At 59.3% G+C, this 14002-nt stretch carries 14 protein-coding genes and 1 tRNA gene; 9 read left to right on the forward strand and 6 right to left on the reverse strand.

Annotated elements, in window-relative coordinates; genetic code table 11:
• Positions 1 to 56: 56 nt before the first annotated feature.
• Both XH91_RS32745 and XH91_RS40155 read left to right on the forward strand, forming a co-directional pair.
• A complete protein-coding gene (locus XH91_RS32745; protein WP_128954434.1) occupies positions 57 to 1559 on the forward strand; it encodes a replication initiator protein A in 1503 nt (500 codons plus the stop codon).
• A 413-nt stretch (positions 1560 to 1972) separates the two neighbouring features.
• A complete protein-coding gene (locus XH91_RS40155; protein WP_128954435.1) occupies positions 1973 to 2254 on the forward strand; it encodes a type II toxin-antitoxin system RelE/ParE family toxin in 282 nt (93 codons plus the stop codon).
• A gap of 388 nt (positions 2255 to 2642) precedes the next feature.
• Here XH91_RS40155 and XH91_RS32755 read toward each other — a convergent pair whose 3' ends face one another.
• Positions 2643 to 3146: a hypothetical protein gene (locus XH91_RS32755; RefSeq protein ID WP_128954436.1), complete on the reverse strand. Its 504-nt coding sequence runs from the start codon at positions 3144 to 3146 to the stop codon at positions 2643 to 2645.
• Positions 3147 to 3227: 81 nt separating this feature from the next.
• The gene (locus tag XH91_RS32760; RefSeq protein WP_128954437.1) at positions 3228 to 3665 is read right to left on the reverse strand and encodes a hypothetical protein; all 438 of its coding nucleotides are present in this window, start codon (positions 3663 to 3665) and stop codon (positions 3228 to 3230) included.
• Positions 3666 to 3762: 97 nt separating this feature from the next.
• Between XH91_RS32760 and XH91_RS32765 the strand changes: the two genes are divergently transcribed.
• Positions 3763 to 6582: a hypothetical protein gene (locus XH91_RS32765; protein WP_128954438.1), complete on the forward strand. Its 2820-nt coding sequence runs from the start codon at positions 3763 to 3765 to the stop codon at positions 6580 to 6582.
• Between the two features lie 120 nt (positions 6583 to 6702).
• On the forward strand, positions 6703 to 7080 hold the full coding sequence (locus XH91_RS32770) for a hypothetical protein (RefSeq protein WP_128954439.1): 378 nt from the start codon (positions 6703 to 6705) through the stop codon (positions 7078 to 7080).
• Positions 7081 to 7599: 519 nt separating this feature from the next.
• Here the strand turns inward: XH91_RS32770 and XH91_RS32775 are convergent.
• A tRNA-Gly gene (locus XH91_RS32775) sits at positions 7600 to 7673 on the reverse strand.
• A gap of 176 nt (positions 7674 to 7849) precedes the next feature.
• Between XH91_RS32775 and XH91_RS32780 the strand changes: the two genes are divergently transcribed.
• The 5 genes from XH91_RS32780 (at position 7850) to XH91_RS32800 (ending at position 10802) form a co-directional block, all read left to right on the forward strand.
• On the forward strand, positions 7850 to 8428 hold the full coding sequence (locus XH91_RS32780) for a methylated-DNA--[protein]-cysteine S-methyltransferase (RefSeq protein WP_128954440.1): 579 nt from the start codon (positions 7850 to 7852) through the stop codon (positions 8426 to 8428).
• A gap of 9 nt (positions 8429 to 8437) precedes the next feature.
• A complete protein-coding gene (locus tag XH91_RS32785; RefSeq protein WP_128954441.1) occupies positions 8438 to 9277 on the forward strand; it encodes a helix-turn-helix transcriptional regulator in 840 nt (279 codons plus the stop codon).
• Between the two features lie 55 nt (positions 9278 to 9332).
• The gene (locus tag XH91_RS32790) at positions 9333 to 9692 is read left to right on the forward strand and encodes a VOC family protein (RefSeq protein ID WP_164933539.1); all 360 of its coding nucleotides are present in this window, start codon (positions 9333 to 9335) and stop codon (positions 9690 to 9692) included.
• A gap of 182 nt (positions 9693 to 9874) precedes the next feature.
• Positions 9875 to 10279: an SRPBCC family protein gene (locus XH91_RS32795; protein ID WP_128954443.1), complete on the forward strand. Its 405-nt coding sequence runs from the start codon at positions 9875 to 9877 to the stop codon at positions 10277 to 10279.
• A 100-nt stretch (positions 10280 to 10379) separates the two neighbouring features.
• The gene (locus tag XH91_RS32800; protein WP_164933540.1) at positions 10380 to 10802 is read left to right on the forward strand and encodes a hypothetical protein; all 423 of its coding nucleotides are present in this window, start codon (positions 10380 to 10382) and stop codon (positions 10800 to 10802) included.
• Here the strand turns inward: XH91_RS32800 and XH91_RS32805 are convergent.
• The 3 genes from XH91_RS32805 to XH91_RS32815 form a co-directional block, all read right to left on the reverse strand.
• Positions 10799 to 12241: an MATE family efflux transporter gene (locus XH91_RS32805; protein WP_128954445.1), complete on the reverse strand. Its 1443-nt coding sequence runs from the start codon at positions 12239 to 12241 to the stop codon at positions 10799 to 10801. The two genes, XH91_RS32800 and XH91_RS32805, sit on opposite strands and share 4 nt — an antisense overlap.
• Positions 12242 to 12408: 167 nt before the next feature.
• Positions 12409 to 13458, reverse strand: coding sequence for a hypothetical protein (locus tag XH91_RS32810; protein WP_128954446.1), 1050 nt, complete (start codon positions 13456 to 13458; stop codon positions 12409 to 12411).
• Between the two features lie 104 nt (positions 13459 to 13562).
• Positions 13563 to 13976, reverse strand: coding sequence for a PAS domain S-box protein (locus XH91_RS32815; RefSeq protein WP_128954447.1), 414 nt, complete (start codon positions 13974 to 13976; stop codon positions 13563 to 13565).
• Between the last annotated feature and the right edge of the window lie 26 nt (positions 13977 to 14002).

Consider the following 14002-nt stretch of genomic DNA (forward strand, 5'->3'; position numbering starts at 1 on the left):
ACACGGCGCGGCCAAGTCGAAACGATTTTTCTGACTTATAATTTAGCTACTGATCTATGGCAGCCAAGCAAACAACAACGACCGGTCAGGACGCGCCGTCAACGGTCGAAAAAATTTACATGGAGAATACGCTGCTCCGCATTTCCGGCGCGTTGTTCTGCCATGATGCGAAGCGCGCTTCGACCCGCACTCAAGAAATTGCACTCAATCACAACGCCAAAGAAAAGGCAGTGTTCATCCGGCCAGACCCGGCGCTGGGTCAGCCCGGTCCGCTCGCACACAAGATTTTTGTTGCCCTTATCAAGAAGCACTCAAACTACGGCCGTCCAATTCGTAGCGATATATCGTTCACCAAGCGCGAACTCACTCGACTCATTGGGCGCAAGAAGTGGGGTGGTCGCGACAGCGAGGAGCTGACCCTTGCGCTGCGTGAGATACAATACGCATTCGTTCGCACCAACTTCAAAACAGATGAAGGCAGGCACGCCGAGCACAGCTTCAATATCTTTCCAGAAGTTTATCTGGAGCGCCGGGAAAGGGAGACCGACCCTGTTGAACGATGTACGGTAACGCTCGCACGTCCCATTGTTGAGTCCCTCAAGGACGAGCACTTCACCTGTCTCAATCATGCGCTCATGGCGCAGCTCGGCACGATCGGCCAGGCACTGTATATGCGCTTGTTCTTCCATTTCGCAAACTTGTATATGGACAATTCGCGTAAGCGACCAACGTTTAGGAAGCGCTACGAAGATGTCTGTACGGAATGGCTTGGTGGGCTCACTGTTCATGCCCAACCGTCAGTCATAGAGCGGGACCAACTAGGTCCACATCTGAGGAAGCTCCGCGCGCTAAGTTTTCTGGCATCATACGACATCGCACGCGCCGCGGATGGGAAGGGATTTGTCTTGAGCTTCCGTCCTGGCGCCGCGTTCATCACCGACTACGAACGCTTTTATCGCGGTTGTCAGGCTGAAATGCAGTTCGAATTTCAGAGTGACCAGCACGAGACGGCCGAGCCGCTCAAGATCGCATATATGTTTTTGGAGAAACGCACCGGCCAGCCGGCCGCCGCTATCCCGTATGTTCCAACTAAGGACGTTGAGACCGCGAAATTTCTGCTGGCGAAGGTGCCATTTGACGAGATGCCTCAGTTCATCGACTACGCGCTCGTAGAAGCCAAGAAGACAAACTTTGATGTGAAAACATTAGGTGGGCTCAGGCAGTACCTGGCAAGCTATATTGAGCGCCGGCAGCGCCGAGCAGCCGACACTAAAGCCGCACAGCAGGCATTATCAGAAGAGCACGCCGAAGAAGAGCGTATCGAATATGGCACGTACCGACGCAGGGCGGCGGACGTACTGTTTGTTTCGCTGTCCCTCAGCGAACAAGAAGAAATCCGAGCGCTGGTCATGACGGAAGTAGGGAAGGGAGGCGGTCCGATCCGGTCACATCTCGCCGATATGGCGCGAGCCCGCATCACGGCCGAGCGGCACCCAGACAAGATCCAACCGTTTGAGGATTGGAGAATGACGAGACGCTCATATGGCAAAGCGAGTTAAGACAAGAATTAAAGAGCTTAGTGATCGGCTGTCCTTGTGGACGGATGAGGATATTGATGTGCTAGAAAACGCCATCTGCCAGATTGAGGAGCGCCGCTTCGACGAATATCACACCGTAGAAGATGAGCGACGGCCTTTCGATGGAACCAAACGGCACCAGCAGGCGGGGTGTGCTATAATGTCGCTATGAGTAATAAGCTGAGAGAACTCTTGGAACGCGCAGAGACTTGGCCCGAAGAGGTCCAGGAGGAGGCTGCCGAGACCTTGTTGTCGATCGAACAGAGCTTCACTGATGGTTACGTCCTCACGGCAGAGGATCGGGAAGCACTAGCACGTAGTGCAGAGGACGTCCGCCAAGGCCGATTTGTCCGAGATAGCGCAGTTTCTGAGTTCTTCGACCGCTATCGTACTATATGAGGCTTAGGGTCGTCAGCACGGCCTTTGCCGAGCTTGCTGAGATTGCTGAATTTATCGCCCGGGACAATCCCGATGCATCAAGGGGGGTCGTGAGGCGTATCGAAGAAGTATTTACGCGGATCAAGCAATTTCCATATATGGCCCACCCAGCCGACACATCAGACATTCGAATTTATCCGGTGCGGCCATTTCCGTATCTAGTGTTCTACAGCATCGAGCAGGATGAGATTATCGTACGCAACGTTCGGCACGAAGCACGACGCCGTTCAAATAGGTGAGTGGAAAAGAATGGCTCAACAGAGCCATTTTGAAGTGTCGCACAATATATGTTTCGCGACACATGAATTTCGGCTTGTCAATGTGCTGTCCCTCTTAGCTGGCCGGACAGGAGTTGCGCCAGATGTGGATAATGCCGTCTCGGCCGGGGGGTCTCACCCAAAGAACTGGGGGGTTTGACCCAACATAGCGGGGGGTTTGACCCAAGGAATTTAAAATCGGATTCTCGTGATACGTTGCGAAATAAGGGAATTTTGGAGATCGCGATCCGCTCTAATAGAATCTAATATATTTAATACACCAGTGTGTGCTCTTTGAAGGATAAGGAGCGACCCGGCGCGGGCCGCACGCTTGCCCTTTCCTCTCCTGGTCCGTCAGCTTGTAAGCGCCTCAGCGGCTCACGAAAATACTTTCAAAGTCCGTGCGTAACCGCTGCTGAAGAAAGTCGTACGCCTTCTCATCTTTGACTATTTCCATTGGCAGCGCATCAAGACGGTTGAGTATCGCTGTCCTCACGTTTCCCATAGCTGCTTGGTTCTTATCCTGATCTGCCTCAAGCTTGATCACACGCTCGGTTAAGATACGGATCGCTTCCTGGAGCTGCGCCGAATTGGCATCGAGTTGTGGCCTTGTCACCAGATTTAGACTGAGTTCACCTGGCCCCCCCGTTCCCGTCCCGGCGGCGTTTACAGTAACTGAGGCGCTCTCGAGTTGCACCGGGCTGCGCGCAGTGCCCCCTGTATCCTGCCCTCGCCACGAGACGCGCAAGTTAGCAGTTGTCGATGTCAGTTCGGAAACTGACCCGAACTGGGGTGCCGCCGGTTGCAACGCGCCAAGTAGGTAGCCAGCACTGATTAGACAAATGAGCCCGACTCGCCGAACAATTGTGATCATTCTCGTTTCCTTACGAATTGCTCGTTCTGACAGAAATAGGTTGTAGCGACCTTGCGGCGCTCGAGAAAGATGGCCAATCCCTCATTGTGCTCGAACGAACGTACTGGCAAGATCGGATTTCAGTCGCTGTTGGAGCAGGGCGTAAGCTTGCTCGTCGCGAGCCAGTGCCAACGGCAGATCGCCGATCTTCTTCAATAGCTGATCTCGGACTTCTGCTATTAGTCGTTCTTGTTGATCTAGTCGTGTTCGCAGCGATGCGATCTCGTTTGACAACAAATCGAACTTGCCCTGTACCAGCTGACGCGTCTCTTCCGATGTATAAACAACAAAGATCGGATCAGCGGGTTTGGGAAAGCCGCTAGCCCACGCTATTTCTCCCGAGTTAGAAAACCTTTGCCAGTGCAGGGGTTGAGCTCCCCCAACAATGGAGAGGCGCGCCACGCGCTCCTCGCTGTGCGCCTGCGTTGCCCAACTGCCAAGAATGAAAAGGATGGCTGAGAGCGCTCTGTGAGAGTTCATCAAATTTTCTCCTATTGCAACTTATCACCCAACAGTGGACGATAAGCCAGATTGTTGCAATGTTAGCGTGTAGGCAAGTCATATAGGATTTGAGAAGATGCGCCTGTTTTTTGCTGCACTCGCTCTTTCTTTGGTCGCTCCCGTCTCGAATTTGCATGCGGAAGATTGGACTGAGCAGCAGCGTGCGGATTTGCATGCCGCAGGCTTTAAATATGGCATCACAACCATCCGAGCGATGGCTGTGTGGATGGATACCGCGCTGCCACCCCCAACAGCCGAAGTCAGCGCTGTCCAGCGGCAAGCGCTTGAGAAGGTGATGCAAGGCTATATTAAAGAGCGGCAAAGCAGCCAAGGAACACTCATGACGTTCAAGGGCAGCGCCGAGTTCTTGGTTGATAGCACGGCGGTCAGCATGGCGGCCACCGGCGTTGGGCTGGTGCCTGCGGCTATTTTCAAGACCAGTGCGCAAGCTGCCTCTGACGTGTTTTTTTCAGGCATGGAGGCCGATATCAATCGAAACCTCACGGTATACCTCAAGAAGATCGAGCCGCAGTTGCTCAAGGTCGCTGGAGGCGATTACGAAACGCTACGCAAAGAGACGACGGCGGGTCTTAAAGATAAGCTCGACCAGCAGACAACGGTCTTTGCAGAATTAAACAATATGGTCGGTAGCGACCCACTAGCCCGCGAGCGTGCGCAAGGGATGGTGATAGAAGCCATTCGGGCAACGAGCAAGGCGACGCTTGATAAAATTGAATCGCTAGATGAACGACTAATCGGCGTGGAGCAGCGTGTCGGAAAGCTTGCCAACGCGGTCGCAAAGTTTGAGCGAAGGACAATAGCCGTGCTCGATCGACATGAGAAGGCACTGCGCTCCTTGAGCGACGACATGAACACCATGCGCGAGGCCGTTACTGCAATCGACGGAAGGCTCAAGACGCAAGAGCGTAATGCCGGGTTTGTGAATGATTTTGTGTTTGACAGCATGCCGCCGGGCACCAAGGCCGCGGCGCTGAGGGGTGGCTTCCTTAAGGAGCGCTTCGCATGTCCACCTGCAAGCCCGAGCTGCGATGGCCCTGCGCTGAAAGACGACTTGATTAAGCGGTTTGAGGCAGAGGCACGTATTGCGTCGCATGTCGCAACCGTAAAAGAGACCGTAATGGCGCTAAACGATGTCGCCACTATAGCAACCGATCTGGGCATCAATATCCCAGGCCTCAACAACGCGGTCCAGTATGGCTCAGCGGCTGCAAACGCTTTTGCATCATTTGCCTCGGGCAATTACCTCGGAGCAATTGCTTCCGTTACTGGCGTGTTTCGAAAGAGGTCAGATCCTGAGGCCGAACGGTTCAAAATGCTGATGAGCTATCTTCGACAGCAATTTGAGGTCATTAACGCCAAGCTCGACGCCATTCTCGAAAATCAAAAGAGGATGATGGAAGCCCTCGGCAAATTGTCGGAGCAAATGCGCACTTATTACGTGTCGCTCGACGAGCGTCTTATCCGAATGGAATTCGAGCTGAAGCGAGTGCGCGATATCGGTCTAACGAACTTGTGGCAACCTTGGACCTCTTGTCAGGCAGTCTATGAGCACCTGCTTAGAAACGAGGCCCAATATCGGTACGTGGCGCAGGGCGATTTTGTTCGAATGGACGATCTCTATGCAGCAATCGATACAATCGGAGAATCGGCCAAGAGCTGCGCAAAGCTCGGCCAGGAGCGAACGACAACAATCACCTCGTCGGAATGGTTTGGCAACTTCCTTGACGTAAGGCTCGTGCGCGACGGCATGGTTGATCCGTTGCCTCCCCTTGAGCGGGGCGAATTCCACTCGAAAAGCCAACTTAATGCTTTCATCGAGAATGTTCACGCGCCTTCGTACCGCGTGTTGATCGATCTGCTCGGACGTCACGGTCTCCCACTTGACCGCGGGCTGGAACTGCTGGTTAGCCCTGGCTTCTACGTTAAAGATCTACCTCACCGGCTGGCACAAAAGCCGGCTGGGGAAGGGTGCGGGTTGACTGGCTACCTTCAAGATCGCGTCCAGCGCCTGATCTGCGGAACTGGCGACCCGCTAACGAACGCTACGACTTTGATAACAACTCCGATGTCCGTCGACGGCGCACTAAGGGTGACGCAGTGGCTTTTGGCGGTATCCCGCTTCGCAGATCTAATTGACCAAAGCACGGGCAATATCGTTCCGCGATCGCAGCTTCTGGCATACGCTGCGAAGACCGCAAATAGTATTAGCCCCGGGCGCGATATCCTTGAGAAGACACAAGCGATGCTCGACGCCGCTGTTGCCGGCTACAGCGTTCTTTACGGGGACCTAACAGCACGCTCGATTGTTGACGCGTTGTTCAATCCCCCTCCAGCGGGGGAGGAGGAGGCGAAGCGTCAAGCAGAGTTGAAGAAGCAGCTGATCAGCATGCTAAAGGAAAACCCTTTCCTTTCGCACAATGTGGTCCAGATCTATCTGAATGACCGATACCGCAAGCTCCATCCGCTTTCGGATGGAAAGCCTTCTGAGCTGGTATATCGTACGGCATACGAAGGCGCTCTCACATCGACTACCGATCCTTCGTTTCTGCTCAGAGGCGTTTTTGGCGACGATCTCAAGTTTGTCGTCGATGGGGCAAAGAACCAGATTCGGCTTAATCTCAGCGGGGCGGCGGCCGATGCTGATACCGTCCTCATCCCAATTGCGGAACCGCAGGCTTTCGTCGCGGGTCGGCTAATCTATCCGGCACGTATGACGCGACTGATGGACGCAAGAACTCGGGTTGCAGAGCGGCTCGCAGACTATCGCAGCTTCTCTGGGTTAAACAAACTAGAGCAAACAGCTGTTGCTTGGGCAGTTGCACGTGCAGAGCATCTGTCTCCCGAAAAGAGCAAGGCTCAGGACATAAAGCCATGATGGGAAGAAGTAATCGATCAATCACGTTACTTGTTTTGGCGTGTGCCACGTGACTTGGCAAGTGCCCAAATTCTAACGCAGGAGGAGGTCCTCATCCCAGGTTTGGGTTCAGAACGAGCGATGTGTGCCGAAGTGGCCGGCGTGAAGGAATGTTTGAAGATGACGCCTTCGCCACAGATAGCCCCAGACTTGCTTCAAGCCGGTCCAACCGTCGCAATAGCCGTAGCAGCGCGCCTGATTGCTGCCGGAAACGCCCAGAGTGGCGGCAAATTAGAAGAAGCCAAAAGCGCAATCACGGATAATACGGCTGCATTGGCCGCCCTCGCGTTAGAACTCAAACAGCGGAACGAGTTGACCCTGCTCCGTCTACGTGCAGAGATTTTGGCGCGAATAGAGCGCCTGCCAATTGAACTTGCCAAGGATGAAAAAGCCTATGCACTTCTCAAGCAGCGCATTAGCACTGATCTGGAACCGGTCTTTATGCCTCGAAAGCCTTGAGAAATCGTTGTTCCGAAGCAATCGTATCTGGCGGCGCATGCTGCCAACGAATAAAAAACCTGCAGGATAGGATTGGCGATCTGCGCGGAGGAATCGCAGATCTTGCCTGCGGGCCGTCTGTCAGCTGCCGATTGTATCAGTGCGATGGGATTGGGGAAAGCCTACCCATTGTCCGAAAACTTGCCGGAGCGCCTCACCCCTGCAGACGATTTCGTGATCGGCCAGCAGTTTCTGAACTGCTCACTGGTGTACTGGCAGACTTGGCCGGACTAACGTCCGGCTTGCCGCACCAACAGACAGATCTCACCGTGCGTCCGTCGCGAGTTGTGCGGCCGTGGCGCCACACACACCGAATTGGGAACGATCCCGTGCAGGTCCAAATAGTTGATCCTCCCCTCCCCATTTCGGGGATTGCTTGCAGTATCAACCACAACAGACGAGAAGGCGACCGCTGAAGAGAGATTTGGGGGATGAAGGTGCCTATTGGTGCCTAAGGTTCACAAAGCTTCAGCTAAGTATTGGAGCGGGCGAAGGGAATCGAACCCTCGTATGCAGCTTGGGAAGCTGCCGTTCTACCATTGAACTACGCCCGCCGATGCGCGTGTCTTGCGCTCATCCTGATTAGCCGAGACGGTGTCCGGCGCCAAGCGGTTTGGCGCGTCAGGCCGGACGGATGTTAACGTCCTGGCAAGATTTTGGGTGCGCCGAATTGTGGCAGTGTTATGATCGCCCTGTCGGGGGAGAAACGTGCACTGAGTGGGGCGTGTGCATGGTGGGGCGTGCCTACACGATATTTGACACGGCGATAGGGCGCTGCGGCATCATCTGGAGCAGCACCGGCGTGGTTGCCGTGCAACTGCCCGAGGCGCGGGAGATCGACACCCGCCGCCGGATTTTCCAGGTCCATCCTGAAGCGCGCGAGCAGGCGGTGCCTGTCAACACCGAGCTCGCGATCGAGGGCATCGTGGGCTTGCTGCAGGGCAGCGACCCCGATTTTTCCGACGTCAGCCTCGATGCCGGCGGCGTGCCGGCTTTCAACCGGCGGGTCTACGAATACACCTGCACCATCCCGCGCGGGGAGACGCGCACCTATCACGAGATCGCCAAGGCGCTGGGCGCCTCCGGTGCGGCGCATTCGGTGGCGCAGGCGATCTCCAAGAATCCCTACATGATCATCGTGCCTTGCCACCGGGTGCTGGAAGCGGGCGGCTATGCCGACCGGATCTCGCCTTACGGCGGTGTGATCTCCAAGCGCCGCCTGCTGGCGCTGGAAGGCGCTCACCCGATCGCCAGCAAGACGCTGTTCGAGGTGCTGCTGCCCGTTGCCCCGCCGCGGTCGCCCTCCTAAATACGTCGGATGGATGCGACCACGCTGCTGACGTCACAAGCGATGACGGTCTCCGAGTTTCGCTGCGACGCGGGGCCGGGCGATCAGCCGTTTGCCGAGTGCCGCACCGGCCATTCCATCGCCTATGTCCGCTCAGGCAGCTTCGGCTGCCATTGCCGCGCCGGCTTCTTCGACCTGGTGGCGGGTTCGCTGCTGGTCGGCGCACCCGGCGAGGAATACACCTGCACGCATGAGCATGTGTCAGGCGACGTCTGCCTCGGCTTCTTCTTCAGCGAGACTCTGGTCGATGCCCTCGGCGGACGCCGCGAGACCTGGCAAGTCGGCGCCGCACCGCCGCTGCCCGAGCTGATGGTGCTGGGCGAGCTCGCCCAGACGGCGGCAGATGGCAACAGTGATCTGGGCCTCGACGAGGTCGGGCAGATTCTCGCCGGCCGCTTTGTCGAGATCGTCTCGGGCATCCGGCGCAAGCAGGTCACGCCGACGGCGCGCGATCGCCGCCGCGCGGTCGAGGCCGCGTTGTGGATCGACGACAATTCGCACGCCGCGATCGATCTGGAGCAGGCCGCGCAGCTGGCGGATTTGAGCCCGTTCCATTTCCTGCGGCTGTTCTCCAACGTACTGGGCGTCACCCCGCATCAATATCTGGTACGCTCGCGGCTGCGGCACGCGGCCCGGCTGCTCGCGGACGACGACATCGCGGTCACCGACATCGCCTATGACGTCGGCTTCGGCGACCTCTCCAACTTCGTCCGCACCTTCCACCGCGCCGCCGGCCTGTCGCCGACCAAGTTCCGGCAGGCCTCGAAGGGGATGCGCAAGATTCTCCAAGATCGGTTCACTCTCAACTGACTAGGGTCGTCTCCGGCGCGCGCCACGAGCGGCGCGCTTTGCAATGGAGACGACCATGTATGATCATATCGGACTGCGCGTTGCCGACCTCGACGCCGCCATGCGCTTCTACACCGCAGCGCTGGCGCCGCTCGGTTACGTGCTGTGCTCGAGCGGCGACGGCTATGCCGGCTTCGGGCCGAAGGGCGAGCCGGCGCTCTGGCTGCATCTGAACAAGGGCCGCAAGGCCGACGGCGCGCATATCGCGTTTCGCGCCGGGGATCATGACGCGGTCAAGGCGTTTCACCGCGAGGGCCTGAAGAGCGGCGGCCACGACAATGGCGGCGCCGGCCCGCGCAAGGATTACAGCCCGACTTACTATGCGGCGTTTTTGATCGATCCCGATGGCAACAATGTCGAGGCGGTTTGTGCATGAGCTGCGACGAGACGCGCCACATACGCTGTTATGCCCCGGCTTGACCGGGGCATCCAGTACGCCGCAGCTTCGCGGCTCAATCACAACGGCCGCTGGAATACTGGATCGCCCGATCAAGTCGGGCGATGACACCTGAGATGATGGCCCGATCCACGTCTCTTCACACATCTTAGGAAACCCTCATGGCCTCCATCCACAACGACGTTCCCCTCCCCGCCCCGCCCCGCGACGTCTGGGATGCGGTGCGCGATTTCGGCGCGCTGCCTCAGCGGCTGGTGCCGGGCTTCGTCACCAGATGCGAGCTCGACGGCGATGCGCGCGTCGTGACTTTTGCCAATGGCTCGGTTGCGCGCGAAGTGCTGGTCGATCGCGATGATGTCAGGCAGCGGCTTGTCTATGCGATCAACAACGAGCGGCTGAAGCATTACAGCGCTTCGGTGCAGGTGATCGCCGAAGGCGAGACGAAATGCCGCCTGATCTGGATCATCGACATGCTGCCGAATGAGCTTGCCACTTACGTGCAGGAGCAGACGAAGGCGGCGGTTGCCGCCATGCACAAGGCTTTCCCAGCTCCAGCTGCAGCGTGATCTTTCTCACAGAGCCCGCTCCTCAACGGCCGTAACCATGGTCGCGTGCGTCCTGACGGCCTCGCCCTCCCGGCGGCGCCACGCACGCGAGGAGCATGCCATGAGAGGTGCGGACAAGGTGATCTGCCAGGCGGCTGCCGTGCTGCTGCTGTTTTCGATTTCGAGCGCGCCGGCCAAGGCGCAATTCGCAGGCCTCGGAGGTGCCGGAGGCGAGGACATGATGACCCAGATGGCGCCGATGCTGGAGATGATGAAGGCGAAGATGGGCAAGCGCCGCTTCGCCATGCTGATGCAGACCATGGGCCCGATGATGAGCCGCATGATGGAGAATGGCGGCGGCGGACCAGGCGGCATGATGGGCGGCGGCACAATCCCGATGGGAATGGGCGGCATGGGCGGCGGCGATATCATGGGCATGCTCGGCGGCGCCGGCGGCGGCGACATGATGACGATGATTCCGCAGATGATGCGGCTCGCCAATCTCGGCGGTGGTGGCGGCCATCGCCGCCACCGGCATCGCTAGTCGGCAACCGACAGGACCGGCCGGGCCGCAGGTTTCGCGTGGCGCGGTCCCCAGCGCGTCAGCACCACGCTGGAGCATGAGAGCACGCCGAGCACGACCATCGAGCTGGCGGCGAGCCAGAAGAAGCCTTGCGCGGTGGCGTCGTGCGTCGACAACCACCAGCCGCAGGCGGAGATGTAGATCAGCCGCGCCGTCTGCGCCAGCACCGGGCCGATCACCTTGGCTGCGCCTTGCGAGGAGAAGTACATCGTCGAGGCGAGGCCGATGAAGGCGTAGAACGGCGCCACGGTCGAGAGATATTGATGGCTGGTCGCGCGCACCGTGGCGCTGTCCGTAAAAATGTTGACCCAGAGATCGGGGAACAGCGCGACGAGGCAGGCCGGCGCGCCGACGGCAGCGAAAGCGCTCGCGCCTGCGATCCAGGCGATGCGCCGCGCGCGGGCGATGCGGCCGGCGCCGACGGCCATGCCGATCATCGGCACCGAAGCGATGCCGAACGAGAACGCGATCGATGTCAGCAGGAATTCGAGCCGCGCGCCGATGCCGTAACCGGCAAGGATCGCGGTTCCGAACTTCGCCAGCATGTGGGTGAAGATCGAGATCGTCAGCACCGACTGCAGCGGCGAGAAGCAGGCGATGGCGCCGACCTTGAGGATGTCGAAGAACATCACCCATTGGATGCGCAGTCCCCGCAGTTTCGGAACGACGCGCGCGCGACCTGAAAACAGGTACCAGCCCATCACGCAGATGTTCATGGAATAGGCAATCAGCGCGCCGGCGGCGACGCCGCGCATGCCGAGCTGCGGAAAGGGCCCGAGCCCGAGGCCCAGCGTGCCGCCGAGCACGATCTGCCAGGCCGCGGAGTTGAGGATGAGAAGCGACGGCAGCCGCATATTGCCGGTGCCGCGCAGCACGCCGGCCATGGTGTTGAGCGTCCAGGGCAACACGGCGCCGCCAAAGAACACCTGAGTGTAGGCGATCGCATGCGCCAGCACAGTGCCGCGGCCACCGAGCATCGTGAGCACCTGAGGCCCGAAGATCAACATGCCGAGCATGAACACGAGGCCGAAGGTGATGCCGATCAGCAGCGCATGCGCGGCCAGCGTCCCGGCGCGCTCGCGATCGCCGGCGCCGAGCGCGCGGGCAATGGCGGAGGCCACGGCACCGCCCATGGCGCCGCCCGACATGGTCATGGTCAGGATCACGGTCGGAAACACCAGCGCCATCGCGGCCAGCGCTTCCACCCCGAGACGACCGATATAGGAGGTCTCCGCGATCACCACGCAGGTGCCTGCCGAGAGCGCGACAACATTCGGCCAGGCGAGCCCCAGCAGCGTGCGCAGGATCGGCCCGTCGGTCAGCGCGCTGCGTACGGGGCGCGCGGGCGGCGGTAGCGGACGTTCCTGCTCATCGACCGGGATCTCGGCGACCTCAGTCATTTCCTCTCCCGGACACATGCGCCATTTGCGGCGCGGCAATGCTTAGGTGCATCAATCAATTTGCTCGCGCCGAAGGCGCGGATGCGCACTTGTTAGCACGCTGGTTGCCGATTGCTCCTGCGCCGGGTGCAGGCGTGCCCTGCGGCAGCGCATTTCAAGGGGCGGAATTACGCGACGGTCCAGACCAGCGGCGGGCGACCGCCTGCAACGGAGCGCAGATGCACGCCGATGTGCCGGCCGCATCCCGCAGCAAGCCCCTCGAACAACCCTTCAAGCACCTTGGCACAGGCGCCGTGATAATCGGCGACGTCGTCCATCAGCTTCCAGCTCTGCTGGCGGATTTCGAACATGCCATCGGATTGCGTGGTCTCGGCCGCATCGTCCTGCGCGGCGAGCAGTGCGTTGAGGAAGGATGCGAACTCGCTCGCACCGCCGCGGCGCATCGCCAGCGGCGCCGCGATCTCGTCGAATAACTGCATGCCGATCAGCTTGCCGGTGACGTGCAGGAGATAGCCGGCATCTTCCGGCCCGAACAGCTGCACCATCACCGGTGCGGCGGTGCGGACATATTCCATGGCGTAGTTGCGGTAGGCTCTTTCCAGCCGCGGCTTCGGCCAGCTCGACACCGGCAGTGCCGGCGCGGTTTTCGCATCGAACAGCGGCGCTTCGAGATGCCGCGCGTAGACGAGGCGCTGATCCGGTTCGAGCGGATGGTCGTATTGGTGATAATAGCCTTCGAGTCCATCCTGGCCGTCAACGCTCTGCTTGGTGCAGACGAAGCCGAGCCTGAGATCACCGAGCACGACGCCGTTGTTGGCGTGCCAGCCGCGCAGCATCGCACGGCTGACTTCGCCGGGCACGCCGCAGATCGCCGGCCCTTTCCAGATCCAGCGCGGCGGCGGATAGCGGATCCAGGCCTTGGTGTCGCTCTCATGCATGTATTCGACATGCACGCCGCCGATCCAGTTGGAGAGATAGTGATATTGCGCCGCCGCCACCGCCGGCGGCAGATGATCGATCCCGAGCTTCCTCAGCCCCGGCAGGAAACGCTCCTGCTGCTGGCGGCGAAACACGCGGAAGACGAATTCGGCGGCATCCGCCGTGCCGCGTCGCGTGACCACCGTGAGGATCAGGCCGGTGAAGTAAGCGTGATAGAGATCGGCGACCGCGCGCCAGCGTTTCCATTGCGCTTCTTGCGCGGCGTCTGCTGCGGACATGTTCGCTCCCGATCGTTATTTTGATCGAATGTGTCACTGCTCTGGAGTGCAGGCAACCTCACGCTTGCGCCGGACGCCCTGCTTGGCGGCCCATCAATTCCGCGTTACGAAGTTTGCGAAGTCTTCGCCGCCCGCTCGCGCTCGACCCGCTCGGTGACATCGCGCGCCATCGCCACAGAACCCTGCACGTTGCCAGCGGCGTCACGAACCAGCGCAAAGGTCATTTCGATGTATAGCTTGCGCCCGCTCTTGTGCAGCGCGCGGGTAAGCGTCGGCCGGCCCGCAGGCTTCATCGTTCTGTTGGCGAGCGCGGCCTCAAAGCCTTTCCAGTGCGCGGCGCGCAGATGCTCGGGAATGATCAGATCGAGATTCTGGCCGAGCGCGTCCTCTGCCGTGAAGCCAAACAGCGCGGTCGATGCACGGTTCCAGCGTGTGATCGCGCCGGAGCGATCCGAATAGATCAGCGCGTCGGCGACGGCGTTGAGGATGCTTGCGTCGAGTTGGGATTGATCGGTCACGCAGACACCTCGCATATCGCCGGATC

This window comes from Bradyrhizobium guangzhouense (assembly GCF_004114955.1).
Taxonomy (GTDB): domain Bacteria; phylum Pseudomonadota; class Alphaproteobacteria; order Rhizobiales; family Xanthobacteraceae; genus Bradyrhizobium; species Bradyrhizobium guangzhouense.